The sequence below is a fragment of the Zestomonas insulae genome, from assembly GCF_016901015.1.
Lineage (GTDB): Bacteria > Pseudomonadota > Gammaproteobacteria > Pseudomonadales > Pseudomonadaceae > Aquipseudomonas > Aquipseudomonas insulae.
On record NZ_JAFEUP010000004.1, the window covers coordinates 231508 to 258430 of the forward strand.

Below are 26923 nucleotides of genomic sequence, written 5' to 3' on the forward strand. Positions count from 1 at the left end.
TCCACAGCTTAGGTGCTGTTTCGGCTGCGCTGGGGCCGAACACGCGAAAGCCCGCATCAGCGGGCTTTCGGCAATGCGCGTCAGTCGCTAGTTGTTGCGACCGCCACTGGGGTGCTGACCACCCTTACGACCGGCCTCGGAGGCCCGTTCCCGATCGTTGGCGAAATTGCCGCCGCTGTTCTGGCCACCTTTACGGCCGGCTTCCGATGCACGTTCACGATCGTTGCTGAAGTTGCCTTTATTGGTGTTTGGCATGTTCTTTCTCCGGTTGGATTAAGAATTAGCAGAACACGTAATTGCCCTGCACTGATTCTGATGAATCTTCAGCGCGAGAGTTCTAACTTTATTTAAGTGGCAATCAATAGTTTCAATATCGCCAGCAGAACAATATCAACTCAAGATTACCGCGCCATCTTGATAGCGCTGCAATTGCACTTTGCTAGTGCTTGTGCTCGGTACGCCGACGTTCGACCAAAGTTTGCATGGCGCGCAGATAGATGGCCTGTCCGGTATAAGTTGGCAACTCGCTATCAATGGATGCGCTCTCCAGCGCATGCGCTTGCCAGTCGCCATTTTGCAGCTGCATTTCGCGACGCAGTTGTTTGATGAACTTGTCCGCTTCGCTTAGACACTCCAGCGTGCGCTTCTCGATGACCCGCAATGGACCGATCTCCGAGCCGCACAGTTCCAGCAGCGCTGAGCCGTCCGGGCGCGGACGCAGGATGGGTTGCTGATCGGCAAGTGAATCGAGAATGAATTGGGTGCTGTTGCTCATCGATATGCTCCTTTGCATAGAAGTCCCCGCCTTCTATCAAGCAGATTGCATACCGAACTGTGGAACTTAATAGTTCATTCGAGAATCAATGACTTACCGGCATATGCCAATAAAGTGCCAGCAGCAGATTGCATGACGGAGCTAAGCGCCATCATGCAATCTGCATGAAACAAGCATAGTTACCAGCGAGAATACAAGAAAGTGCGCGCCGCTCTGGCGCGCACTCTAGGCGCTTAACGGTTGGCGTTGGCGCTTTGTTGCATGAGCGGTGCTTCTTGCAACTTCGCATCATCCCAGCCGCCCCCCAAAGCAGCGATCAATTGCACGCTGGCGGTCAGACGACTGCCGCGCAGACCGAGCAGGGTCCGTTCGTTGGACAGCGCGCTGGTCTGCACATTGACCACGCTGTTGTAGTCGATGGTGCCGGCCTTGTACTGGTTTTCGATCAGGCGCAGCGACTCGCGCGCGGCGTCCAGCGCTTCCTGCTGAATGGCGCTTTCACGCTCGAACACGTCGAGCTGCACCAGGTAGTCCTCCACCTCGCGGAAGCCGTCGAGCACCGTCTGACGGTAATCGGCGACGGTCTGGTCGTAGCTGGCCTCGGCCTGCTCGACCCGCGAGCGGATGATGCCGCCGTCGAACAGGGTCATGGCGAACGACGGGCCGATCGACCAGAAGCGGTTCGGCGCGCTGATCCAGTCGTTGAGGCTGCCGCTGCGGTAGCCACCGGTGGCCGACAGGGTCAGGTCGGGGTAGTAGGCGGCCTTCTCGACACCGATATCCGCGTTGGCGGCGATGATCCGCCGTTCGGCGGCGGCGATGTCCGGGCGCCGTTCGAGCAGCGCCGACGGCACGCTGACCGGCACCTGCGGCAGCGCCGGCACCTGGTCGACTTCAGCCAGCTCGAAGTTGGCCGGCGGCACGCCCACCAGCACGGCAATCGCGTGCTCCAGCTGGGCGCGCTGGTACTCGAGGTCGACGGCCTGCGCCTGGGTGCTCTTCAGCTGGGTGCGCGCCTGAGTCACGTCGGACTTCGGCACGATGCCGGCGTTGTACTGGTTGTCCGTCAGTTTCAGGGCGCGCTGGTAGGCCACCACCGTGGCATCGAGCAGGCGCTTCTGCTCGTCGAGCACGCGCAACTGCAGGTAGTTCTGCACCAGTTCCGACTGCAGGCTCAGGCGCACACCGGCGAGATCGGCGGCGCTGGCATCCATGCTCGCGCTGTCAGCTTCCAGCTGGCGGCGCAGCTTGCCCCACAGGTCCAGCTCCCAGCTCACGCCGATGCTGGCGTCATAGCTCTTCGACACACTCGCCTGATTCGAGCCACTGACGCTGATGCCGTCGCCGGTGCTGATGGTGTTGCTACCACCACCCTGCCCCGCACGGGTGACGCCGACGTCGGCGCCGATGGTCGGGAAGAACGAGGCGCGTGCGCCACGAACCAGGGCGCGGGCCTGGCGGTACTGCGCCTCGGCGCTGGCCAGACTCTGGTTGTTGGCGTTGAGCCGCTCGATCAGCTGGTTCAGCTGCGCGTCGCCATACAGCTCCCACCAGGCGCCGCGCTGCAGCGCGTCGACCGGCGTGGCGGCCTTCCAGCCGGCGGCCTGCTTAAACGCCGCCGGGCTGTCCAGCTGCGGACGCTGGTAATCGGGGCCCACGGCGCAGGCGCTCAGGGTCAGCACGGCAAGGGCCAGGCACAGCGGGCGAATCGGCAATGCATTCATAGCGGCGTTTCCAGGGCGGCATCCGTTTTCACGCCGCGCCAGCGGTTGAAGCGATGGCGCAGGCGGTCGAGGTACAGGTAGACCACCGGGGTGGTGTAGAGGGTGAGAATCTGGCTGAGGATCAGGCCACCGACGATGGTGATACCCAGCGGCTGGCGCATCTCCGAACCTTCGGCGCCACCGATCAGCAGCGGCACGGCGCCGAGTATGGCGGCCAGGGTGGTCATCAGGATCGGCCGCAGGCGCAGCAGGCAGGCGCGGCGGATCGACTCGGCGGGCGGCAGGCCTTCCTCGCGCTCCAGCTGCAAGGCAAGGTCGATCATCAGAATGGCGTTCTTCTTCACCACGCCGATCAGCAGGAACAGGCCGAGCAGCGAGATCAGGCTGAACTGGCCACGCAGCAGGAGGATGGTCAGCAGCGCGCCGACCCCGGCCGACGGCAGCGTCGAGAGGATGGTCAGCGGGTGGATGTAGCTCTCGTAGAGGATGCCGAGCACCAGATAGACCACCACCAGCGCGGCGAGGATCATCCACGGCTGGTTCTTCTGGGTGCTCTGGAACGCATCGCCGGCGCCGCTCATGCGGCCGATCACGTCGGTCGGCAGGCCGATGGCGGCCACCGCGCGCTCAACCGCGCGGGTCGCCTGATCGAGGCTGACACCCTCGGCGAGGTCGAAGGAAATACTCTCCGCGGCGAACTGGCCCTCGTGGTTCACCCGGTCGTCTTCCAGGCTGTAGACGTACTTGGCGAAGGTCGACAGCGGCACGCGCTGCCCGTCTGCGGTGATCAGCTGCACCTGCTCGAGGGTACTGGGGTCCTGGGCGTACTTCGGATTGACCTCCATCACCACCTGGTACTGGTTGAGGGTGTCGTAGATCGTGGAAATCTGCCGCTGGCTGTAGGCGTTGTTCAGCACCGTGCTGACCATCTCCATGTCGACGCCGAGGCGCTTGGCTTGCGCGCGGTCGATCTGCAGGGTGACTTGCTGCGCGCCACGCCCCTCGCGGGCATCGATGGCGGTCAGCTCAGGCAGCGATTTCAGCGCGGTGGCGACCTTGGGCAGCCACTCACGCAGCTTGGCCAGCTCGTCGGTCTGCAGCAGGTACTGGTACTGCGAGGTGTCCTGCTCGCGCGAACCGCCGAACATCAGGTCCTGGTCGGCCATCAGCATCAAGCGGCCGCCGGGTACTTTCGGGGTGTTCTTGCGCAGCCGCTCGATGACCTTCTGCGCGTCGATGCCGCGCTCTTTCAGCGGCTTCAGGCGGACGATCATGAAGGCGTTGTTGATCCCGCCGTTGCCGCCGATGAAGCCGGCCACGCTTTCCACCGCCGGGTCCTTGAGCACCGCGCGGCGGAAGATTTCCATCTTCGGCTGCATGACACTGAACGACAGCCCGTCGTCGCCGCGGATGAAGCCGATCAACTGACCGGTGTCCTGGGTCGGCAGGAAGGTCTTCGGCACCACGATGTAGAGGAACACGTTGAGGCCGATGGTGGCGAACAGGCTGAGCAGGGTCAGCCGCGGATGGCGCAGCACCCAGCCGAGCGTGCGGTCGTAGAAGTCCACCAGGCGTTCGTGCACCCGCTGGCTCCAGCGCTGCAGGCCGGTTTCCTGCTCCGGCCGGTGCGGTTTGAGCCAGCGCGAGCAGAGCATCGGCGTCAGGGTCAGCGAGACCAGCAGCGACACCAGGATCGCCGCCGCCAGGGTGATGGCGAACTCCTTGAACAGCTGGCCGACGATGCCGCCCATGAACAGGATCGAGACGAACACCGCGACCAGCGAGAGGTTCATCGACAGCAGGGTGAAGCCGACTTCCTTGGTACCGAGCAGCGCCGCCTTGAACGGCTTCTCGCCGTTGTCGATGTGCCGGGCGATGTTCTCCAGCACCACGATGGCGTCGTCGACCACCAGGCCGGCGGCGAGGATCAGCGCCATCAGCGACAGCACGTTGAGCGAGAAGCCCGACAGGTACATCACCGCGAAGGTGCCGATCAGCGAAACCGGCACTGCCAGCGCGGGAATCAGCGAGGCGCGCAGGCTGCCGAGGGACAGGAAGACCACACCGATCACCAGTACCACGGCGATCAGCAGGGTGCGTTCGGCCTCGTGCAAGGTGGCGGTGATTACTGGTGAACGGTCCATGGCCAGGTCGAGCTTGACGCTGGCCGGCAGCACCGCCTGCAAGGCCGGCAGCTGCGCCTTGATGCTATTGATGGTCTCGATGATGTTGGCGCCGGACTGGCGGTTGATCACCAGCAGCACCGCACTGTGGTCGTTGAAGAAACCGCTGTTGTAGCGATCCTCGACCGCGTCGCGGACCCGCGCCACATCGGACAGGCGCAGCGCGGCGCCGTCCTGGTAATGGATGATCAGCGGCTGGTAGTCCTTGGCCCGCTCCAGCTGGTCATTGGCCTGAACCTGCCAGTGCCGCTCGCCATCTTCCACCGCGCCCTTGGGCCGTCGCACGTTGGCGTTGGCGATGGTCTGGCGCACCTGATCGAGGCTGATGCCGTACTGGTTGAGCAGCTGCGGTTCGAGCTCGACGCGCACCGCCGGCAGCGAACTGCCGCCGACCTGCACCTCGCCGACGCCGGTGACCTGCGACAGGCTCTGCGCCAGGATGGTCGACGCCAGGTCGTAGAGCTGGCCCTTCTCCAGCACGTCGGAAGTCAGCGACAGCACCATGATCGGCGCCTGCGACGGGTTGACCTTCTTGTAGGTCGGCATGCTGCGCATGCCACTGGGCAACAGGTTGCGCGAGGCGTTGATCGCCGCCTGCACGTCGCGCGCCGCCCCGTTGATGTCGCGGTTGGTCTCGAACTGCAGAATGATCCGCGTCGAACCCTGGCCAGTGCGGCTGCTCATCTGGGTGATGCCGGAGATGGTGCCGAGCGAGCGTTCCAGCGGCGTGGTCACGCTGGAAGCCATGATCTCCGGGCTGGCGCCGGCCAGGTTGGCCTGCACGGTGATCACCGGGAAATCCATCTGTGGCAGCGGCGATACCGGCAGCAGGCCGAAACTCAGTCCGCCGAGCAGCAGGATCGCCAGGCTCAGCAGCATGGTCGCCACCGGCCGGCGGATGAAGGGCGCTGAAAGATTCATGCAGACGCCCAGACCGTAGGAGCGAATTCATTCGCGATCGGAGTCTCAGCTATCGCGAATGAATTCGCTCCCACAGAGACCAGGCCGCGCGCGTCGCTGCTCATACCGGCACCTCTTCACCCTCTTCGTCCTGGCGCCCGAAGCGGCGCGCCAGGCGGTCGAAGTAGAGGTAGATCACTGGCGTGGTGAACAGCGTCAGCACCTGACTGACCAGCAGCCCGCCGACCATCACCAGACCCAGCGGCTGGCGCAGCTCGGCGCCGGAGCCGCTGGCGAGCATCAGCGGGATGGCGCCGAACAGCGCCGCCAGGGTGGTCATCAGGATCGGCCGGAAGCGCAGCAGCGCCGCCTGATAGATCGCATCGCGCGGGTTCAAGCCCTGATTGCGTTCGGCCTCGAGGGCGAAGTCGATCATCATGATGGCGTTCTTCTTGACGATGCCGATCAGCAGGATGATGCCGATGATGGCGATCAGGCCCAGGTCGTTGCCGGTCAAGAGCAGCGCGAGCAAGGCGCCCACGCCGGCCGAGGGCAGCGTGGAGAGGATGGTCACCGGGTGGATGTAGCTCTCGTAGAGCACGCCGAGCACGATGTACATGGTCACCACCGCGGCGAGGATCAGCAGCAAGGTGCTCGACAGCGACGCGCGGAACGCTTCGGCGGCGCCCTGGAAGCGGCTCTGCACGCCTTCCGGCATGCCGATGTCGCGCTGCGCCTGTTCGATGATCGCCACCGCCTCGCCGAGCGAAACGCCGTCGGCCAGGTTGAACGACAGGTTGACCGCCGGGAACTGGCCGATGTGGTTGATCACCAGGTCGGCATTGCGCTCCTCGATGCGCGCCAGGCTGGACAGCGGTACCTGGGTGCCGGCGCTGGTGGCGACGTGCAGCTGGCCGAGCGCCTGCGGGCCGCTCTGCTCGCCGCTCTGCGACTGCAGGACCACGCGGTACTGGCTGGCCTGGGTGAAGATGGTCGAGATCTGCCGCTGGCCGAACGCGTCATACAGCGCGTCGGTGATGCTCGACACGCTGACGCCGAGACGTCCGGCGAGGTCGCGGTCGATGTTCAGGTAGACCTGCAGGCCCTTGTCCTGCAGGTCGCTGGCCACGTCACGCAGCTCCGGGTGCTGGTGCAGCTCATCGACCAGCTTGTGGGTCCATTCGCGCAGCAGCTCGGCATCCGGCGACTCCAGGCTGAACTGGAACTGCGTACGACTGACCCGGTCCTCGATGGTCAGGTCCTGCACCGGCTGGAGGAACAGGCGGATGTCGCTAAGCTTGTCGACCTGCGGCTGCAGGCGGGCGATCACCTCGCTGGCGGTCAGGTCGCGCTCGGCGTGCGGCTTGAGGTTGATCAGCAGGCGGCCGCTGTTCAGCGTGGTGTTGTCGCCGTCGATGCCGATGTACGAGGTCAGGCTGGCCACCGCCGGGTCCTTGAGGATGGTGTCGGCCAGTTCCTGCTGACGACGGCTCATGGCGGCGAACGACACCGATTGCGGCGCCTCGGAAATGCCCTGGATCAGCCCGGTGTCCTGCACCGGAAAAAAGCCCTTGGGCACCGCAAGGTACAGCACCACGGTAAGCCCCAGGGTGGCGATGGCAACCAGCAGGGTCAGCGGCTGATGGCGCAGCACCCACTCCAGCCAGCGCCCGTAGGTGGCGATCATGCGGTCGATGACCGCGCCGCTGGCACGGTAGAAGCGGCCCTGTTCGTGCTCCTCGGGTTCGCGCTTGAGCAGCCGCGCGCACATCATCGGCGTCAGGGTCAGCGACACCACCAGCGAGATCAGGATCGCCACCGCCAGGGTGATGGCGAACTCGCGGAACAGCCGGCCGACCACGTCGGCCATGAACAGCAGCGGGATCAATACGGCGATCAGCGAGAAGGTCAGCGAGATCAGCGTGAAGCCGATCTGCCGCGCGCCCTTGAGCGCCGCCTGCAGCGGCGAGTCGCCCTCCTCGATGTGCCGGGCGATGTTCTCCAGCATGACGATCGCGTCATCGACCACGAAGCCGGTGGCGATGGTCAGCGCCATCAGGGTCAGGTTGTTGACCGAGAAGCCGGCCAGGTACATCACCGCAAAGGTGCCGACCAGCGACAGCGGTACGGCGATCGACGGGATGATGGTGGCCGACAGCCGGCGCAGGAACAGGAAGGTCACCATCACCACCAGGGCGACGGCGAGCAGCAGTTCGTACTGCACGTCGCGCACCGAGGCGCGGATGGTCTGGGTACGGTCGGTGAGTACCTTGACGTCGATGCCCGATGGCATGGTCGAGGTAATCGCCGGCAGCAGCTTCTGGATGCGATCCACCACCTCGATGACGTTGGCTCCCGGCTGGCGCTGGATGTTGATCAGCACCGCCTGGTTCTGGTCAGCCCAGGCGGCCAGCCGCTCGTCCTCGGCGCCGTAGACGATGTCGGCGACGTCCTTGAGGCGCAGCGCCGCACCGTTCTTGTAGGCGAGGATCAGCTCGGCGTATTCCTCCGGCGAGCGCAGCTGGTCGTTAGCGTCGAGCATCGACACACGGGTCGGGCCGTCGAAATTGCCCTTCGGCTGGTTGACGTTGGAGGCGCCGACCAGGCTGCGCACATCGGAAAGGTTGAGACCGTTGGCGGCCAGTGCTTCCGGATTGACGCGAATGCGCACGGCCTGGCGTTGCCCGCCGGCCAGGCTGACCATGCCGACCCCGCTGATCTGCGCGAGCTTCTGCGCCATGCGCGTATCGACCAGGTCATGCAGCTTGGGCAGCGGCAGGGTCTGCGAACTGATCGCCACGGTCAGCACCGGGGTGTCCGCCGGGTTGACCTTGTTGTACACCGGCGGTGCCGGCAGGTCCTTGGGCAGCAGGTTGGTGGCCGCGTTGATCGCCGCCTGGACTTCCTGTTCGGCGACGTCGAGGCCCATTTCCAGGCTGAAACGCAGGGTGATCACCGAGGCGCCGCCGGAGCTGGTCGACGACATCTGCGCCAGGCCCGGCATCTGGCCGAACTGGCGTTCCAACGGCGCGGTCACCGCGCTGTTCATCACTTCAGGGCTGGCGCCCGGGTACAGGGTCATCACCCGGATGGTCGGGTAATCCACCTGCGGCAGCGCCGACACCGGCAGCAACCGATAGGCAATCAGGCCGGCGAGTAGGATCGCCAGCATGCTCAGCGTGGTGGCGACCGGGCGGAGGATGAACAGCCGGGAGAGGTTCATACGCCAGTCTTGGTGCGGCTGGCGGGGGTCGACGCGGCGTTGCTCTGGTCACCGCCGCCTTTCAGCTGCTCGCTGGGCGAGGCCGGCACGGCGTCGCTGTCGTGCACGACTTCCACTTCGCTGCCATCGCGCAGGCGGTCGGTGCCTTCCAGCACCACTCTTTCGCCGGCCTTGAGGCCGCTGGTGATCACCGTCTCGTTGGCGTCGCTGGGGCCGAGCTTGAGCGCGCGGATGCGCACCTTCTTGTCGCCATCCAGCACATAGACGAAGGCGCCATCGGTGCCCTGCTGCACCGCCGCACTGGGCAGCAGCACCGCATCCTTCAGGGTCTGCGCGCGCAGGCGCACGTTGACGAACTGGTTGGGGAACAGGGTTTCCTTCTCGTTGGCGAAGCGTGCCTTGAGTTTCAGGGTGCCGGTGGTGGTGTCGATCTGGTTGTCGAGGCTCTGCAGCACGCCGCTAGCCAGCGGCTTGGTATCGCCGCGGTCCCAGGCCTCGACTTCCAGGGCTTGGCCGTCGCGGTAACGCTCGACCACCGCTGGCAGGTCGCGCTCGGGCAAGGTGAAGGCGACGCTGATCGGCTGGGTCTGGGTGATCACCACCAGCGGCGTGGCGTCGCTCGAGGTGATCAGGTTGCCAATGTCCACCTGGCGCAGGCCGAGACGCCCGGAAATCGGCGCCTTGACCTGGGTGAAGTCGAGATTCAGGCGCGCCTCGGCGACCGAGGCCTCGTTGCTCTTCAGCGTGCCGCGGTACTGGCTGACCAGCGCCGCCTGGGTGTCGAGGGTCTGCTTGGCGATGCTGTCCTCGGCGTACAGCCCTTGGTAGCGCTTGAGGTCCAGCTCGGCGTTGCGCAGTTGCGCCTGGTTCTGCGCCAGGGTGCCTTCGGCCTGCAGCAGCGCGACCTGATAGGGACGCGGATCGATCACCGCCAGCACGGCGCCGGCCTTGACGGTCTGGCCTTCCTCGAACGGCAGCTTGATCAGTTGGCCGTTGACCCGGCCGCGCACGTTCACGGTGTTGGTCGCGGTGACCGTGCCAAGCGCCTTGTAGTAGACCGAGAATTCACCTTGCCGCGCCGCGGCGACGCGCACCGGGGTCGGCCCGCCCATGAAGCCGCCACCGAAACCGCCGCCGCCACCCGGGCCGGGCGCCAGGCCCGGCGCACCGCCGCCGCGACGCCTGCCCGGCTGCGGCTGGGCACCCTGCTCCGCTGTGGCGCCAGGGCCTTCGGCGCTCTTCGACGCAGGCCACTGCCACCAGGCCAGTAGAGCGACTGCGAGGGCGCCCGCACCGAGGAGCAACCAGAAACGGGGGGAACGGGAACCAGCGGAATTCAGGGAGCGATCGGCCATGATGCACATCGATGTCTTCGGGAGACTGCACGATAAGCACCCGCACTCGACAAGCAAAGCCTCTTTACCGGCTTTTTACCTTCGCTTACACAGCTAAACCCATGACGCACAAATAAAAACGGCCTGCGAGGCAGGCCGTTCTCAATATTGCCGGGTATTACTTGGCGAGCGCTGCGGCGACGGCTGCGTAGTTCGGCTCGTCGGCGATCTCGCCAACCAGCTCGCTGTGCAGCACTTTGTCGTTCTCGTCGAGCACCACCACGGCACGCGCGGAAACACCGGTCAGCGGACCGCTGGCGATGGCCACGCCGTAGTTCTTGAGGAACTCGGCACCGCGCATGGTCGACAGGGTCATCACGTTGTTCAGGCCTTCCGCACCGCAGAAGCGCGCCTGGGCGAACGGCAGGTCGGCGGAGATGCACAGCACCACGGTGTTGGCCAGTTTGCTGGTCTCGGCGTTGAAGGTCCGCACGGAGGTGGCGCAGGTCGGGGTGTCGATGCTCGGGAAGATGTTCAGCACCTTGCGCTTGCCGGCGAGGCTGGCCAGGGTCACGTCAGCCAGGTCCTTGCTGACCAGGCTGAACGCCGGCGCTTGCTGGCCGGCTTGCGGCAGTTGACCAGCGACTTCGACCGGGTTGCCTTTGAGGGTCACTTGAGCCATGGGGAGGTTCCTTCTTGTGGGTGGATGAAGCAGGCGGAAAAGTTAACCACGCGGCGCCGCAAATGTCCTGACTTAATAGTCAGTTGTATACAATTTTCTGCTTACACGGGACCACGCAGCTTAGAAATCACGTTTGTAGAACAGGTCGAGCGAACTGGCCAGACCGCTGGCCGCCTCGAGATACAGGCGACGGCTCAGCTCGTAGCGCAACGCGATCGTGTTCGCCGGCTCGAACACGCCGACGCCATAGCGCAGGCTCAAGCGCTCGGACAGCTTGCCGCTGGCGACCACGCTGGTGCTCTGCCCGGAGCCGCTGGTATCCAGCTCGAAATCACGAATGCCGAGGCGCTGGGCGATGTCGCCGGTCATCGACGAGCTGCCGGCCAGGCCGAGGCCCAGCGCCGCCTCGGCGAGCACATTGTTGTCCTCGCCGGAACTGGCCAGCGGCCGGCCGAGGACCAGGTAGGACAGCGCCTGTTCCTCGCTCATCGCCGGCTCGGCGAACACCTGGGTGCGCGGCTGCGCGGCGCTGCCACTGACGCGCAGACCGGCGACCACCTCATCGACACGGCGGATCGCCTCGACATCCAGGTAAGGCTGATCGATCGGCCCGGTGAACAGCAGGCGCGCACGGCGAATGGTCAGGCGCTGGCCATAGGCACGGTAGCGGCCGTTGTTCAGCTGCAGTTCGCCACGGGTATCGAGGTTGTCGCCGATGTGCAGGCGCCCGGCCAGCTCGGCGTTGAGGCCGAAACCGGCGAAGGTCAGCTTGTCGCGGCCGACCTCGACGTCGACGTCCATGGCGATGCCCAGTGCCTGCCGCGCCCGCTGTTCGCGACCGACCACCCGGGCGTCCTCAGAAACGCGCACGGTCGACGGCGGCAACTCGCGAATCTCGATGGCGCCGCGCGGCACCAGCACTTGACCGGCCACGGCGAGCTGGTTGTCGGCCAGGCGCGCCACCAGGTTCGGCTCGACCTCCAGCTGCGCGTAAGGCTCGACGGTCACCGGCAGGCGTTCGCCACGTATCTGCAGGTCGCCCTCCAGAGTCGGCGCCCAACTCAACTGACCGTTCAGACTGCCCTGCCCTTGCGGTCCGCTGCGCCATTCACCGCGCAACTGCAGACGCTCGCCGGCGATCTGCGCCTGCAGCTGCAGTTGCTCGACCTGCAGCGGCAACTGCGGCCCACTGACCTCGCCACCGGTCAGGCGCAAGTTGCCGTCGACCCGCGGCGCCAACAGGCCTCCGCTCAGTTGGCCGCTGCCGTCGAGGCGCCCGGCCAGGTGTTCGACCATTGGCAGGAACGGCCGCGCCACCGAAACATCCACGCCGCTGAGCCGGAAATCACCGCTCAACGGCTTGCTCGCCGGACGCGGGTCGAGGCGCGCCTGCAAGGCGAACTCGCCGAGCGGGCCGCCCTGGAACTGCAGCTGGCTGTCGACCCGCTGCGGGCGCAGCGTGCTGTCCAGCGCCAGACGGCTGTAGGGGAAACTCAGCCAATGGCCGTCTTCGCGAATGCGCAGGGTGCCACCATCGGCGTTCAGGCGAATGACACCGTTCGGTCCGCTGCTCGGCAGGTCGAGCTGAATGTCGCCCGACAGCGCGCCGTCCCAGGCGAAGTCCTCAGGCAGCCAAGGCTGCAGGCTGGCCAGCGGAAAGCCGCGCAACCGAAAACGCAGGCGCGGTTCCGGCAACAGCCGGGCATCTTCGCCGCACAGGCTGGCGGCACCAGACAGCCAGCACTGCGCACCCAGCTCTACGCGCCCATCGGCCAGGCGCTGCAGCCGTGCCGGCTGCTGCAGCTGCCAATCCTGGCCGCCCGCCTTGACCTCGCCGCGCGCCAGGCGGCCGCGCCAGTTCCAACCGGCAGCGCCCTGCTCCAGTGTGCCGTCGAAACCGAGCTGACTGGCCAGCTGCGGCCCCTGCAGCTGCAGATCCAGGCGCTGGCGGCGGCGATCCCCGGCGGCCGTGGCGGTGAAGTTGCCGAGCTCGCTGTCGCCGAGACGAATCCCCGTGCCGCTTAGCGACAGGCGACCCTGCTGCGCGGCATCCAGTGTTCCGTCAACCTGCAGCTGCTGCACGCGGCGCTCCGTCAGCGCGAGGTCCTGGCCCTGCAGGCGCAGCTGGCCCTGTGGCGCCTGCAGGCTGCCCGCAAGGTTGAGGCGACCGTCCAGGCGGCCCTGCAGCCCTGGCCACAACTGGCCCAGGCGCGGCATGGCCAGTTGCAGTTCACCACGCAGGCGCTGATCGAGCGCGCCGCTGCCGTGCACGCGGTTGTCACCGAGGCGTAGGTCGAGATTGGCCAGGTTCCAGCGCTGCGTTTCGCCACTGCCCTGCAGCTGGAAGCGCGCCGGCTGGCCGCGCAGGCGTCCGTTCAAATCCAGGTCCGCCTGGCCGCGCCATTGCCCGGCGCTCCACTCGCCTTCGCTGCGCAAGCTGCCGGCCAGTGCGCCGGGCAGCTGTTCCAGCCAGTACGCCGGGTCGAGCTGGTTCAGGCTGAGATTGGCGTCCCACGCCAGCCCCTCGGCGAAGCGCAGGCCAAGACTGCCTTCCGCACGCCCTTGCCCGGCCTGCAGCTGCAGCGATGGCAGGTGCACCTGGCGCAGGTCACCGCTGACCGGGCTGGCCAGGCTGAAGGCGCCGGCCGGACCGTCGAGCTGGGCGGCAAAATTGCCCAGGTAGTTGCCGTCGCGGTAATGCGCTTCCGCCTGCAGTTCGCGCAGCGTGACCGGCGGCGGTTGATCCAGCGGGTACAAGCGCTGCCAGGGGAAATCCCGCCAGTGCAGCCGGGCGTCGACCGCCAGACCGTCCTGCCAGTCGATACGCCCATCGAGCAGCGCGTCCTGTTGATTGCCGGCATCCAGGCGCAGCGCGGCGATGTCGGCACCCTGTGCATCGACTCGGCCCTGTAGCTGCAGCGCCACCGCGCCGCCCTCGCCCGGCAGGCTGGCGTTGCCCTGCAGCTGATAACCGCTGGCCAGATCGCCCGTGGCGTTGAGCTGGATGTTCTGCAGACGCAGGGTCTCCGGCAGCGCGCTGCTGGCCTTGAAGGCCTCGGCGCTGAGCTGTGCGCTGGCCGGCAGGTGCTCGGCCAGCGGCTGCAGTTCGCCGCTGAGCTTGCCGAGCAGATAGCCGCTGCTGTCTGCCGTGACCTGCAGACGACGCTGCAGATCGCCCTGCACCTGCAGCTCGAGGCGCCAGGGTTGTTGCTCTGGCGCCGGCAGATCGAGCGTGCCCTGCACCTGCAACGGCCAGTCGCCGTCCGGGCGCAGCGTGCCGCTCAGCGACAAGGCCAGGTCCCCCTGGCGCAGGCTCAAGCGTTCGATTCGCAGGCCGTCGGCCGTCCAATGTGCAACCAGGCTCAGGTCACGGCTCATTCCGCTGTCGCCGACCAGCAGGCTGCCGAGCTGCACCTCGCGGAGCTCGATGGCCAGCGGCAAACGCAGGCTCGGCAGCTGCAATGGCGTATCGTCCGGCGCGTCGCTCGCCGGCAGCACGACCTGCACGCGTTCGGCGACAACCCGCTGCAGGCACAGGGTCAGCCGTAGCAGGCAGCTCGGCGCCCAATCGAAGCGTGGCGCCAGCACCTCGACGCGCTGCTCACCCTGCTGCCAGACCAGCCGCTCGGCCTGCCAGGCACCGCCGAGACGCCCCTGGAAACCCTCGACCTGCACGCCCGGCAGCCAGCCGAGCAGCGCGCGGCTGCCGGCCTGGCTGCCGAGCAACCCGGCGACGAGCAGCAACAGGCCGAGCACAACGCCCAGCGCAACCAGCGCCACCTTGCGCAGCGTCACAGCTCCGGCCCCATCGAGAAATGCAGGCGGAAGCCGCCGTCGCCATCCAACGCATGGGCCAGGTCGAGACGCAGCGGTCCGACCGGCGAGACCCAGCGGACGCCGAAGCCAACCCCGGTCTTCAGGGTCGGGATTTCCAGCGAGTCGAAGGCATTGCCCTGGTCGACGAAGCTCGCCAGGCGCCAGCGCTCGGCGACCGCGTATTGATACTCGAGGCTGCCCGCGACCAGGTAGCGCCCGCCGACGCGCTCGCCCTTGGCATTCTCCGGCGACAGACTCTGGTAGTCGTAGCCGCGCACGCTCTGGTCGCCACCGGCGTAGTAGCGCAGCGATGGCGGAATCGACGAGTAGTCGTTGGTTTCCGTGCCGCCGACCTGCACGCGACCGAGAAAGCGATGGCGCTCCCACAGCGTGGTCAGGCCCTTGAGCATGACGTTGCCGTGCACCACGTCGGCGTCCGACAGCAGCCCCTTCTTCGCCGCGGCCAAATCGAACTGCACGCGGTAGCCGTTATGCGGGTCGAGGCGGTTGTCGCTCTGCAGAAACGAATAGCTGGCGCCGGGCATCAGCAGGGTACTCAGTCCGGAATCGTCGCCCAGGCGGTACTCCTCGCGCTGCCACTTCAGCGACAGCACCTGCTGCCAGCCGCTGTCCAGGCGGTGGTGCCACTCAGGGCCGAGCTTGAGCAGCTTGCTCAGGCTGTCGGTGTCGGAAATCTCTTCCTTCTGGTAACCGCCGGCGAAGCGCAGCTTGTCGGTCTGCGGCGGATCGAGCGGCACGTCGTACCACAGCCCGACGTTCTGCCGCGGTTTCGACAGCTCGCTCTCGAAGCCGTAGCTGTGGCCCTGTGGATTGGCCCAGTGGCGCGTCCAGTTGAAGCGCCCACGCGGGCCGACGTCGGTGGAGAACCCGATGCCGACCCCGAAGGTGCGCGGTTTGCGCGTGGTGAGCTGGACCTCGACCGGAATCTGCTCGCCGCTCGCCTGCGCCGGCACCGCATCGACCCGCACGCCATCGAAGAAACCGCTGCCCTGCAGCGAGTCGTAGAGGTCGGCGATCAGCTCGGAGTCGTAGGGTGTGTCCGCGCGGAACGGCACCATGCGCTGCAGCAGCTCATCATCGAACGGCGCGTCGCCGGAGAACTTCACCGCGCCGAGGCGGTAGCGCGGGCCGCTGGCGTAGACCAGTTCGATGTCGGCGACCCCGGCGGGCGGATCGATGTCCAGGCGCTGGCTGGTGAACTGCCCGCGGAAGAAGCCATAGCGGGTGGCCTGGTTCTGGATCAGCCGCTTGGCGTCCTCGTAATGGCCATGATTGAGCTGGGCGCCGGGCTTGAGGTGGGAACTGCTGGGCAGGCGGAAGCCCTTGAGTTCGGTCATCGGCCCGTCGATTCGCACCGTCACCTGGCGCAGGCGGATCGGCTCACCCGGCTCGATGTTCAGCACCAGCCGTGCCGGCTGCTCTTCGCTGATCTGGCTGTCGATGTGCGCCTGGTAGTAGCCCAGCGCCTCCGCCGCTTGCCGCGCCTGCAACTCGGCACTGCGCCGCAGGCGTTGCAAAGCCGCCGCGTCGGACGCCTCGAGCTTGCCGACGTAGCCCTGCACGTTCTTTTTCAACGCGGCATTGGCCGGCTTGATGCGCACATCCAACTGGCTGGCGGCCCATGCCGTCGACGCCATCAGAAGCAGCATCAACGCCGTCGCGAACTTAACCGGGGAACTCATGACGGCGGATGCTAACACGGCAAAAGGTGCTGGCTAGACTGCTCCGCGCTGCCGCGACGGACGCCCTGCGCGCCCGTCGGCAACGATGCGGCGCTTGGCCGATCAGGCAGAGGCCAGGACCACCGGGCGTGGATTGGGATGGAAGAACACGTGCTCGCGGATCGGCCCGACCGCCACTTCGCCGATCTCCTCGTAACCTTGGCGGGCATAGAACTCCAGGTAGCGCGGGTTGCCGGTGTCGAGCACCACGCCCTGCGAACCGGTGTCCTCGGCGCACCAGTCATGCAGTGCAGTGAGCAGTCGCTCGCCGAGGTGGTGGCCCTGGAACTGCGGGTGCACGCCGAGCAGCGGCAACACGTGATAAGGCCCCGGCGGCAGGCAAGCGAGCACGGCGTCGTGGTACTCGAGGTAGCGCTTGGTGCAGCGAAAACCGGTGGTCAGCAGCATGCGCAGCCGCCAGGCCCAGCTCTCGGTGATATCCAGACGCCGCTGCGGCGGGGCGATCAGGGCGACACCGACCAGGCGATCGTCGAGCAACAGGCCAATGGCCGGCAGCTCCTCGGCAAAGTGCTGCTGCACCAGTTCGCGCACCGTGGCGCGCACGCGCTGGTCATAGCCGGGCCGCTCGGCTTCGAACAGGTAGGCGAAGGTGGGTTCGTGGCGATAGGCGTGGTACAGCAACGAGCGCGCCTCGCGTGCATAGCCGCCATCGAGCATGCGGATATCGAGCGCAGCGAGGGAAACCTGGGAGTTAGGCATTCACGGTGACCTCTTCATTATTGTTATGGGTATTTCCTGGCCCACAGCCAACTTAGCACTGCCCCCCAGGTGCCGCCAGACGGCTGGCCGCGCGCCCCGGCGATGGGCTAGCATCGGCCTTTTCCCAGGATGGCCTGCCATGAAGATCGTTTCTTTCAATATCAATGGTCTGCGCGCCCGCCCTCATCAGCTCGCGGCGCTGATCGAGAAGCATCAGCCGGACGTCATCGGTCTGCAGGAGACCAAGGTCAGCGACGACCAGTTCCCCGAAGCGGAAATCCGCCAGCTCGGCTATCACGTGCACTATCACGGCCAGAAAGGCCACTACGGCGTCGCGCTGCTCTCGCGCAACGAACCGCTGGTGCTCAACAAGGGCTTTCCGGGTGACGACGAGGAAGCGCAGCGGCGCTTCATCTGGGGCACCTACGCCGATGCGCACGGCAACCCGATCACCATCATGAACGGCTACTTCCCGCAGGGTGAAAGCCGCGACCACCCCACCAAGTTCCCCGCCAAGCAGCGCTTCTACGCCGACCTGCAGCAGTTGCTGATCAACCAGTTCCTGCCCAACCAGCCGCTGGTGGTGATGGGCGACATCAACATCTCGCCGGAAGACACTGACATCGGCATCGGCGAGGTGAATCGCCTGCGCTGGCTGAAGACCGGCAAGTGCAGCTTCCTGCCGGAAGAGCGCGAATGGCTGGCGACCCTGAAGAGCTGGGGCCTGGTCGACAGCTTCCGTCACCTCAACCCGACTGTCAGCGACCGCTTCAGCTGGTTCGACTACCGTAGCCGCGGCTTCGAGGACGAGCCCAAGCGCGGCCTGCGCATCGATGTGATCCTCGCCTCCGACCCGCTGCTCGGGCGCTTCAAGGACGCCGGCGTCGACTACGACCTGCGCAGCATGGAAAAGCCGTCCGACCATGCGCCGATCTGGCTCGAGCTGAGCTGAGCCGCTCTCGGTCACGTACCAAGCCCGGCGCCCATGCCGGGCTTTTTATTGCGCGCCTGCTAGTCGACAGCCCGTCCTAGAGCCGGCGCCGTCATCTGCCTGTCATCTTCGCTGCTTAGCCTGCCGGCCTCCGGATCACTCCAAGGACGCCTTCATGCTGCACCCCTCCTCGCGCCTGCCCGACTCCTGGCCTGCAACCATCTGCTGGCTGGTGCTCGGCTTCATCTGCTACGCCCTCCCCTGGTCGGTATTCGCCGCAACGCCGGCACCAAGCTCGGCGGTGCTGCGCATCCAGGGCTCCAACACCATCGGCGCGAAGCTCGGCCCGGCGCTGGTCAAAGGCCTGATGGAGCAGCAAGGCCTGCACGACATCCGCCTGCAGCAAGGCAGTGCCGAGAACGAGCAGCGGGTCGTCGGCTTGACCGCCGAGGGCCAGGAAGTGCGCATCGAGGTCGCAGCGCACGGTTCGGGCACCGGCTTTACCGCCCTGAAGGATGGCAGCGCCGAACTGGCCGCCTCGTCGCGGCCGATCAAGCCTGCCGAGCTCCAGCTGCTGGCCGGGCTCGGCGATCTCAAGGGTCACGATGCCGAGCAGATCATCGCCCTCGATGGACTGGCGATTATCCTCAATCCCAACAACCCACTGGCCAGCCTGACCACCGAGCAACTGGCGCGCATCTTCGCCGGCGAGGTGCGCACCTGGGAGGAACTGGGCGGCCGCGGTGGCGACATTCGCCTGTATGCGCGGGATGACAACTCCGGCACCTACGACACCTTCAAGGAGCTGGTGCTGGCTGCGCACGGCAAGGCGCTGGCGGCCAACGCCAAGCGTTTCGAGTCCAGCGAGCAACTGTCCGACGCGGTCAGCCAGGACGCCCACGGCATCGGCTTCATCGGCCTGCCCTACATCCGCCAGGCCAAGGCGGTGGCCATCGCCGATGGCAACTCGCAGGCGATGCCGCCGAGCACCACGCTGATCGCCACCGAGGACTACCCGCTGTCGCGCCGGCTGTTCTTCTACCTGCCGCCCACCGAGCAGAACCCCTGGGCCAAGGCCCTGGTGCAGTTCGCCCACAGCCCGCGCGGGCAGACGATCGTCGAGCAGACCGGGTTCATCGCCCAGACCGTGCGCGCCGTACAGGTCGCTCCGGGTGCCGGGATGCCCGATGACTACCGCGAGTTGGCCAGCGAAGCGCAGCGCCTGTCGGTGAACTTCCGCTTCCAGGAAGGCAGCGCGACGCTGGACAACAAGGCGCAACGCGACCTCGAGCGGGTGCTCGATTACCTGCAGCGCAACGACAAGCTGCATGGCGCAGTGGTGCTGGTCGGCTTCGGCGATCCCAAGGCCGATCCGGCGCGCGCCGCGCTGCTGTCCAAGCTGCGCGCCATGGCCGTGCGCCGCGAACTGGCGCGCCAGGGCGTGGGCTTCCGCGAAGTCGCCGGGCTCGGCGCTCAGCTGCCGGTCGCCGCCAACGACGGCGAGGACGGCCGCCTGAAGAATCGTCGCGTCGAAGTCTGGGTGTACTAGGCGCAGGCCGCGCCGCCGTGGCTGTGCAGCCGCGTTACGCACGGCCAGCGGCACATTTTCTCGCAATTCTTTCTTGCCACGTCCGCGTCCGGCCTCCTAGCCTGTTCAGTAGTGGCGCCGGGCCCCTCTGGCGGTGAGCTGTCTCACCGTGATGTCGGAGTCACTGTTGATTCGTCAACTTGTGACACTCACAGGAGGGGCTAATGGAAGCTCTGCTCACGTTCTTCATGTCCGACTTTCTCGGCAAGGCGACCTGGCTGTGGCTGGTGTTCCTGGCCATCATCATCGCCCTGCTGGTCCTCGACCTCGGCGTCCTGCACCGCGACCAGCACGAAATCGAAATGCGCGAAAGCCTGCTGCTGTACAGCGGCTACTTTGCCGTGGGCGTCGCCTTCGGCGGCTGGGTCTGGTACGAGCTTGGCGCGCACAGCGCGATGGAGTTCTACACCGGCTTCCTGATCGAACAGTCGCTGTCGATGGACAACGTGTTCGTCATGGCGATGATCCTCGGCTTCTTCGGCATTCCCCGCCGCTATCAGCACCGCGTGCTGTTCTGGGGCATCCTCGGGGTGATCATCCTGCGCGCGATCATGATCGGCCTGGGCACCGCGCTGGTGAAGGAGTTCGACTGGATTCTCTACGTGTTCGGCGCCTTCCTGCTGTTCACTGGGGTGAAGATGCTATTCGCCAAGGAGGAAGCGCATCCGGACCTGGCACAGAACCCGGTGCTGCGTTTCCTGCGCAAGCACCTGCGCATCACCGACGAGCTGCACGGCGCGCACTTCTTCGTCCGCCGCGCCGACGCCAGCGGCAAGCTGCTGCTGTATGGCACTCCGTTGTTCCTCGCCCTGGTGCTGATCGAACTGGCCGACCTGGTGTTCGCCGTGGACAGTGTGCCGGCGGTGTTCGCCATCACCCAGGACCCATACATCGTCTACACCTCGAACATCTTCGCGATTCTCGGCCTGCGCGCGCTGTACTTCGCCCTGGCCGCGCTGATCCACCGCTTCGTCTACCTCAAGTACGCGCTGGCGCTGGTGCTGATCTTCATCGGCGGGAAGATTTTCCTGCACGGCATCATCGGCAAGATTCCCCCGCTGCTGTCGCTTGGCGTAACCTTCGGCCTGCTGGCTGGTGGCGTTTTGCTTTCACTGCTCAAAACCCGAGATCCAGCCGAGCAGAAGTCCTAGCGGAGCGCGGTATGGAAGTACGCATCGAGACCCTCGAGCGGCGCGGCAAGCGCCTCTGGCAAGTGCGCCTGGGGCGGCGCGCGGTGACCTTTGAACACGAACAAGCCGCCCGCGCCTTTGCCGCCCAGCTGCACCTGCGGGTCAGTTGGCTGCGCGAGCAGGCGGAGAGTCTCGACAGCTGTCCCACCTGAGGGGGATTAGGTGCGCAGGCGGCTTCGACGCCCCGCGCCGTGCCGCCAAGTCCAATCCCTGAAAACGACAAGGCCCGCATCTGCGGGCCTTGTGCATTGCGAGCTGGGATCAGCGGCTGGCTTTCATTGCTTCACGCGGTACGTACTTGCCGATCTCGTACTTGCCGATCGCCGCGCGGTGCACTTCGTCCGGGCCGTCGGCCAGGCGCAGGGTGCGCTGCATGGCGTAGAAGTACGCCAGCGGCGTGTCGTTGGAGACACCGGCACCGCCGTGGATCTGGATGGCACGATCGATCACGCTGAGCGCGACGTTCGGGGCGACCACCTTGATCTGGGCGATCTCGCTCTGCGCGATCTTGTTGCCCACGGTGTCCATCATGTACGCGGCATTCAGGGTCAGCAGGCGCGCCTGGTTGATCTCGATGCGCGAGTTGGCGATGTGGTCGATGTTGCCACCCAGGCGAGCCAGCGGCTTGCCGAACGCCGTACGGCTGGCAGCGCGCTTGCACATCAGTTCCAGGGCGCGTTCGGCCATGCCGATGGAGCGCATGCAGTGGTGGATACGGCCTGGGCCAAGGCGACCCTGGGCGATCTCGAAGCCACGGCCCTCGCCGAGCAGCACGTTTTCATACGGCACGCGGACGTTCTCGAACACCACTTCGGCGTGGCCGTGCGGCGCGTCGTCGTAGCCGAACACCGGCAGCGGACGGAGGATTTTCACCCCGGGGGTGTCGGTCGGCACCAGGATCATCGAGTGCTGCTGGTGACGCGGGCCGTCCGGATTGGTCAGGCCCATGAAGATCATGATCTTGCAGCGCGGATCGCAGGCGCCGGAAGTCCACCATTTGCGGCCATTGATCACCCACTCGTCACCCTCGCGTACCGCGCGGGCTTCCATGTTGGTGGCGTCGGACGAGGCCACGCCCGGCTCGGTCATGGCGAAGGCGGAGCGGATTTCGCCACTCAGCAGCGGCTCCAGCCATTGCTTCTTCTGCGCTTCGGTGGCGTAGCGCACCAGGGTTTCCATGTTGCCGGTGTCTGGCGCCGAGCAGTTGAATGGCTCGGAGCCCATCAGCGAACGACCCATGATCTCGGCCAGCGGCGCGTATTCCATGTTGGTCAGGCCGGCACCGTAGTCGGACTCCGGCAGGAACAGGTTCCACAGGCCTTCGGCTTTAGCCTTGGCCTTGAGTTCTTCCATGATCGCGGTCGGCTGCCAGCGGTCGCCCTCGGCGACTTGCCGCTCGAACACTGCTTCGGCGGGATAGACGTAGGTGTCCATGAATGCAGTGACGCGTTCACGCAACTCTTGAACCTTTGGGGAATAGGCAAAATCCATCGGGCGCTACCTTTTGACGGGCTGTTGATGAGGTTGACGTTGATGCTAGAACAGCGGTTACGATTTATCTAACCTATTCTCGGCGTGTATAAACATTCATAACCGATATATGATCGGCCATCAGGGACCAGCTCAGGAGCGTGTACGGAATGAACCTCAACAAGGTCGACCTCAACCTCTTCATCGTTTTCGATGCCATCTATACCGAGGCCAACCTGACCCGTGCCGGGCAGATCGTCGGCATTACCCAGCCGGCTGTTTCCAACGCCCTCGCCCGCCTGCGCGAGACCTTCAACGACCCGTTGTTCGTGCGCACCGCGCAGGGCATGGTGCCGACGCCGATGGCGCAGAACATCATCGGCCCGGTGCGTAACGCCCTGCAGCAACTGCGCGTGTCGGTGCAGGAAAGCCGCATCTTCAACCCGGCGCAGGCGAACAAGACCTTCCGCATCAGCATGACCGACCTCAGCGAGGAGATCCTCCTGCCGTCGCTGTTCCAACGCCTGCGCCGTCAGGCCCCGGCGGTGCAGATCGAAAGCTTCCAGGCCAAGCGCCGCGAGACCACCAAGGAGCTCGCCGCCGGCCGCCTCGACTTCGCCGTCGATGCCCCGCTCAATACCGATCCGCAGGTGCGCCACGTCAAGCTGCTGCATGACCGCTACGTCTGCGCCATGCGCAAGGGACATCCGCTGGCCAAGGACAAGCTGACCCTCGAGGAATACCTGTCGCTGACCCACATCCAGATTTCCAGCCGGCGCAGTGGCCTCGGCTATGTCGACCTGGCCCTGGGCAAGATGGGCATCCAGCGCAAGATCGCTCTGCGCTCGCAGCACTACCTGATGTCGACGATGATCCTCCGCGAAACCGACATGGCCATGACCGTGCCGGAACGCTTCGCGCGCAGCCACGGCCTGCACTTCGTCAGCCTGCCGGTGGCCGACGTGCCGGCGCTGGAGACCCACCTGTACTGGCACGAAAGCACCGACCAGGACCCAGCCAACCGCTGGATGCGCGAGCAGATCATCGAGCTGTCGCAGCAGGTGCAGCAGTCCGAACCGAAGCCGGCGTGACGGTTGCCGGAAATCCACATGCGGACTAATATTCAAATTAAGTCCGCATATGGAGGCCCGCCATGGCTATCTCCGCTAGCAAGACCGAACTGGTCGTCGACCTCGATTCACCCAAGGCTGGGCAAGTCGCGCTGAAGTTCTTCTTCAACCTGATGGAGAAGTGGCACTGCTCGGTCGAGGAACAGATGGTCCTGCTCGGCTCGATCGGCCGCAGCACCCTGTACAAGTACCGCCAGCAGCCGGAAATCCGCCTGCCGCGCGACACCCTCGAGCGGGTCTCCTACCTGATGGGCATCCACAAGTCGCTGCGCATCCTGTTCGGCGACAAGCCCTCGACCTACGACTGGGTGCGCAAACCGAACAGCGAGGCTCCGTTCAACGGCAGCAGCGCGATGGGACTGATGCTCGCCGGCAGCGTGGTCGACCTCGCCGCCGTGCGCCGCTACCTCGATGGAGTGCGCGGTTGAGCCAGACCACCCTGCCGGACTGGGCCAAGGCGTACCGCATCGTCTCCAGCGCCTTTCCGCCGATTTCGGTGTTCGAGGACGTGCTCGACCCCGCCGACCTGGAACAGGCCTACCTGATCGAAGGGCTGACCAACGACCGCCTGCGCGAGGAAGCCGGCCTGCTCTCGCTGGTCGCCCCGGAAGACCGAGTCAGCGGCCCTGGCGCCTCGCCGCTGATGGCGGCCTTCACCCACATCGGCTGCGCCAGTCGCTTCACCGATGGACAGTACGGCGTCTATTACTGCGCCAGCAGCCTGAAGACGGCGATCGCCGAGACCCGCTACCACAAGGAGCGCTTCCTGCGCGCCACCCAGGAGCCGAGCCTGGAGCTGACCCTGCGCGTCTACGTGTGCAAGGTGGTCAAGCCGCTGCTGGACATCCGCCAGGGCCACGAGGAACTGCATGACCCGGACCCGGCCAGCTACCCGATCGCCCAGCGCTTCGCCGCCGAACAGCGCAAGCTGCACGTCTGGGGTCTGCTGTACCGCAGCGTGCGGCACGCCGAGGGCGAATGCGCCGCGCTGTTCCGCCCGCCGGCTGCCAGTCTGCCGACCCAGGGCGTGCACCTGCGCTACGTGTGGGATGAGAAGCTGCAGCAGATCGTCAACGTATTCGAGATCAAGCAGGTCGCCTGAGGCGACTGACAGGAGTCAGCGATGCTGAAGAAGAGTTTCCAATCCATCCTGACCACCTGGTTCGCCGGCCTGCTGGTGCTGCTGCCGCTGACCTTGACGCTGATCCTGCTCGGCTGGCTGCTCAGCCTGCTGAACAGCATGGTCGGCCCGGCGACGCTCACCGGCCGCCTGTTCGCCACGCTCGGCCAACCCTTCGCCAGCAACCCGTACCTGGCCTACCTGTTCGGCACCCTGCTGCTGGTGGCGGCGATCTACGCCCTCGGCCTGGCAGTCCAGCTGGGGCTTAAGCGCCCACTGGCGCGGCTGATGGATCTCACCCTTGGACGCATTCCTGTATTCAACAAGTTGTACAATCTGGCCGAGCGATTTGTCGCCTTGATCGATACGAAAGAAGGCGCCGATATCGAAGCCATGAGTCCAGTTTGGTGCTTCTTTGGCGGAAATGGTGCAGCCGTGCTGGCCTTGATGCCCAATCCGGAGCCATTGGAGATCGAGGGCCGCCGGTATTACGCGATCCTCGTGCCGACCGCGCCAATCCCGGTCGGCGGCGGCCTACTCTATGTACCCGTGGACTGGGTGCGCCCAGCGAACATGGGCGTCGACGCCTTCACCAGCGTCTATGTCTCGATGGGGATCACCCCACCCAGCGTGCCGGCAGTCCGTCCGGAGTAGTTGGGCACAATCGTTGCTTCCTCGCTGCGACAGTGAGTCGCATTGAAATTCCGGACACGCGGACAACTTTTTGTATACACGCTAGTAGTCAAAGTGCATTTTCTTTGTCTACAGTGTGCGCACAACGACAAAAAGCGAGCGCAACACCCATGAAAAATCCTTCAGTAGCAGCGTCATCGCATCAACGGCCCGAAGACGAAAACCTCGGCATCGGCGCCAACCTGGCCTACGGGCTGCAGCACGTACTCACCATGTACGGCGGCATTGTCGCGGTCCCCCTCATCCTCGGCCAAGCGGCCGGCCTATCTCCCGCCGAAATCGGCCTGCTGATCGCCGCCTCGCTGTTCGCCGGCGGTCTGGCCACGCTCCTGCAGACCCTTGGCCTGCCGTTCTTCGGTTGCCAACTGCCACTGGTGCAGGGCGTGTCGTTCGCCGGCGTGGCAACCATGATCGCGATTCTCGGCACCCAGGGCGGCGGTGGCTTGCCGGCGGTGCTCGGCGCAGTGATGGCGGCCTCCTTGATAGGGCTACTGATAACCCCGGTGTTCTCGCGAATTACCAAGTTCTTCCCGCCCATGGTCACCGGGGTGGTCATCACCACCATCGGCCTGACCCTGATGCCCGTCGCCGCGCGCTGGGCCATGGGCGGCAACAGCAACGCCCCGGACTTCGGCAGCATGGCCAACATCGGCCTCGCCGCGGTGACCCTGGTGATCGTGCTGGTGCTCAGCAAGCTCGGCAGCGCGACCATCTCCCGCCTGTCGATTCTCCTGGCCATGGTCATCGGTACCCTGATCGCCGTGTCCCTGGGCATGGCGGACTTCTCCAAGGTCAGCGAAGGTCCGATGGTCGCCCTGCCGTCGATCTTCCACTTCGGCATGCCGACCTTCCATGTCGCCGCGATCATCTCGATGTGCATCGTGATCATGGTGACCCTGGTGGAAACCTCGGCGGACATCCTCGCCGTCGGTGAAATCATCGAAACCAAGGTCGACTCCAAGCGCCTCGGCAACGGCCTGCGCGCCGACATGCTGTCCAGCGTGCTGGCGCCGATCTTCGGCTCCTTCACCCAGAGCGCCTTCGCCCAGAACGTCGGCCTGGTCGCCGTCACTGGAGTCAAGAGCCGCTACGTGGTGGCCACCGGCGGCCTGATCCTGGTGACCCTCGGCCTGCTGCCGGTGATGGGCCGCATCGTCGCCGCAGTACCGACCTCGGTGCTTGGCGGCGCCGGCATCGTGCTGTTCGGCACCGTCGCCGCCAGCGGTATCCGCACCCTGGCCAAGGTCGACTACCGCAACAACATGAACCTGATCATCGTCGCCACCTCGATCGGCTTCGGCATGCTGCCGATCGCCGCGCCGAGCTTCTACCACGCCTTCCCGAGCTGGTTCGCGACCATCTTCCACTCCGGCATCAGCTCGGCGGCGATCATGGCCATCGGCCTGAACCTGCTGTTCAACCACTTCAAGACCGGCAACTCCGATCAGCAGTCGGTGTTCGCCGCCGCCACCGAGCGCACCCTGCGTTATCAGGACATCGCCGCATTGAACGAAGGCGACTACTTCCAGGACGGCAAGCTGTTCGATGCCGAGGGCAACGAAGTGCCGGTGCTCGGCGATGACGACCACGGCCACGCCGCACCGTCGGCCAAGCCAGCGCGCAACGCCGCGAGCGAAGCCAGCACCCACCCCTCCAGCGCCTAAACGCCCCCGCGCTTGCGTTGCCCAGCCCCAGTGCCGGG

20 protein-coding genes are annotated in these 26923 nt (G+C 65.8%); 9 read left to right on the forward strand and 11 right to left on the reverse strand.

Annotated features, from left to right (window positions below; genetic code table 11):
- Nucleotides 1–87: 87 nt before the first annotated feature.
- The 10 genes from JQX08_RS14560 to JQX08_RS14605 form a co-directional block, all read right to left on the reverse strand.
- Nucleotides 88–255, reverse strand: a complete 168-nt coding sequence (locus JQX08_RS14560; RefSeq protein ID WP_205349120.1) for a con-10 family general stress protein — start codon at nucleotides 253–255, stop codon at nucleotides 88–90.
- Nucleotides 256–439: 184 nt separating this feature from the next.
- Entirely contained in the window at nucleotides 440–775 is a 336-nt protein-coding gene (locus JQX08_RS14565) for a hypothetical protein (RefSeq protein ID WP_205349121.1), read from the reverse strand.
- Between the two features lie 233 nt (nucleotides 776–1008).
- On the reverse strand, nucleotides 1009–2499 hold the full coding sequence (locus JQX08_RS14570) for an efflux transporter outer membrane subunit (protein ID WP_205349122.1): 1491 nt from the start codon (nucleotides 2497–2499) through the stop codon (nucleotides 1009–1011).
- Entirely contained in the window at nucleotides 2496–5603 is a 3108-nt protein-coding gene (locus JQX08_RS14575) for an efflux RND transporter permease subunit (protein ID WP_205349123.1), read from the reverse strand. The genes JQX08_RS14570 and JQX08_RS14575 overlap by 4 nt, the downstream gene beginning before the upstream one ends.
- Before the next feature lie 100 nt (nucleotides 5604–5703).
- Nucleotides 5704–8805 carry an MdtB/MuxB family multidrug efflux RND transporter permease subunit gene (locus JQX08_RS14580; RefSeq protein WP_205349124.1) on the reverse strand — a complete coding sequence of 1034 codons (3102 nt, stop codon included), beginning with the start codon at nucleotides 8803–8805 and terminating at the stop codon, nucleotides 5704–5706.
- Nucleotides 8802–10160: an MdtA/MuxA family multidrug efflux RND transporter periplasmic adaptor subunit gene (locus JQX08_RS14585; protein ID WP_205349125.1), complete on the reverse strand. Its 1359-nt coding sequence runs from the start codon at nucleotides 10158–10160 to the stop codon at nucleotides 8802–8804. Before JQX08_RS14585 ends, JQX08_RS14580 begins: the two co-directional genes overlap by 4 nt.
- Before the next feature lie 157 nt (nucleotides 10161–10317).
- Nucleotides 10318–10821, reverse strand: coding sequence for a thiol peroxidase (gene tpx / locus JQX08_RS14590; protein ID WP_205349126.1), 504 nt, complete (start codon nucleotides 10819–10821; stop codon nucleotides 10318–10320).
- A gap of 120 nt (nucleotides 10822–10941) precedes the next feature.
- Nucleotides 10942–14616 (reverse strand): translocation/assembly module TamB domain-containing protein, encoded by a 3675-nt coding sequence (locus tag JQX08_RS14595; RefSeq protein WP_205349127.1) that lies wholly within the window; start codon nucleotides 14614–14616, stop codon nucleotides 10942–10944.
- On the reverse strand, nucleotides 14613–16307 hold the full coding sequence (locus tag JQX08_RS14600) for an autotransporter assembly complex protein TamA (protein WP_430472536.1): 1695 nt from the start codon (nucleotides 16305–16307) through the stop codon (nucleotides 14613–14615). Before JQX08_RS14600 ends, JQX08_RS14595 begins: the two co-directional genes overlap by 4 nt.
- A gap of 135 nt (nucleotides 16308–16442) precedes the next feature.
- Nucleotides 16443–17099: a GNAT family N-acetyltransferase gene (locus JQX08_RS14605; protein WP_205349129.1), complete on the reverse strand. Its 657-nt coding sequence runs from the start codon at nucleotides 17097–17099 to the stop codon at nucleotides 16443–16445.
- A gap of 139 nt (nucleotides 17100–17238) precedes the next feature.
- On the opposite strand from JQX08_RS14605, the gene xthA reads away from it, so the two are divergent.
- From xthA to JQX08_RS14625, 4 genes are all read left to right on the forward strand, one after another.
- Complete coding sequence (gene xthA / locus JQX08_RS14610; protein ID WP_205349130.1) at nucleotides 17239–18051, forward strand: exodeoxyribonuclease III; 813 nt, start codon at nucleotides 17239–17241, stop codon at nucleotides 18049–18051.
- 154 nt (nucleotides 18052–18205) lie between these two features.
- Entirely contained in the window at nucleotides 18206–19579 is a 1374-nt protein-coding gene (locus tag JQX08_RS14615; protein WP_205349131.1) for a substrate-binding domain-containing protein, read from the forward strand.
- A 203-nt stretch (nucleotides 19580–19782) separates the two neighbouring features.
- Nucleotides 19783–20769 carry a TerC family protein gene (locus JQX08_RS14620; protein WP_205349132.1) on the forward strand — a complete coding sequence of 329 codons (987 nt, stop codon included), beginning with the start codon at nucleotides 19783–19785 and terminating at the stop codon, nucleotides 20767–20769.
- An 11-nt stretch (nucleotides 20770–20780) separates the two neighbouring features.
- A complete protein-coding gene (locus JQX08_RS14625; protein WP_205349133.1) occupies nucleotides 20781–20960 on the forward strand; it encodes a hypothetical protein in 180 nt (59 codons plus the stop codon).
- Between the two features lie 109 nt (nucleotides 20961–21069).
- Here JQX08_RS14625 and JQX08_RS14630 read toward each other — a convergent pair whose 3' ends face one another.
- Nucleotides 21070–22299, reverse strand: coding sequence for an acyl-CoA dehydrogenase (locus tag JQX08_RS14630; RefSeq protein WP_205349134.1), 1230 nt, complete (start codon nucleotides 22297–22299; stop codon nucleotides 21070–21072).
- A 149-nt stretch (nucleotides 22300–22448) separates the two neighbouring features.
- Here JQX08_RS14630 and JQX08_RS14635 point away from each other — a divergent pair, with 149 nt between their 5' ends.
- The 5 genes from JQX08_RS14635 to JQX08_RS14655 all read left to right on the forward strand — a co-directional run bounded on the left by JQX08_RS14635 (nucleotide 22449) and on the right by JQX08_RS14655 (nucleotide 26885).
- Nucleotides 22449–23369 carry a LysR family transcriptional regulator gene (locus tag JQX08_RS14635; RefSeq protein ID WP_205349135.1) on the forward strand — a complete coding sequence of 307 codons (921 nt, stop codon included), beginning with the start codon at nucleotides 22449–22451 and terminating at the stop codon, nucleotides 23367–23369.
- A gap of 62 nt (nucleotides 23370–23431) precedes the next feature.
- On the forward strand, nucleotides 23432–23836 hold the full coding sequence (locus JQX08_RS14640; protein ID WP_205349136.1) for an MbcA/ParS/Xre antitoxin family protein: 405 nt from the start codon (nucleotides 23432–23434) through the stop codon (nucleotides 23834–23836).
- Nucleotides 23833–24510, forward strand: coding sequence for an RES family NAD+ phosphorylase (locus tag JQX08_RS14645; protein ID WP_205349137.1), 678 nt, complete (start codon nucleotides 23833–23835; stop codon nucleotides 24508–24510). The genes JQX08_RS14640 and JQX08_RS14645 overlap by 4 nt, the downstream gene beginning before the upstream one ends.
- Before the next feature lie 21 nt (nucleotides 24511–24531).
- A complete protein-coding gene (locus JQX08_RS14650) occupies nucleotides 24532–25182 on the forward strand; it encodes a DUF502 domain-containing protein (RefSeq protein ID WP_205349138.1) in 651 nt (216 codons plus the stop codon).
- A gap of 149 nt (nucleotides 25183–25331) precedes the next feature.
- The gene (locus JQX08_RS14655) at nucleotides 25332–26885 is read left to right on the forward strand and encodes a nucleobase:cation symporter-2 family protein (protein ID WP_205349139.1); all 1554 of its coding nucleotides are present in this window, start codon (nucleotides 25332–25334) and stop codon (nucleotides 26883–26885) included.
- Nucleotides 26886–26923 lie beyond the last annotated feature (38 nt).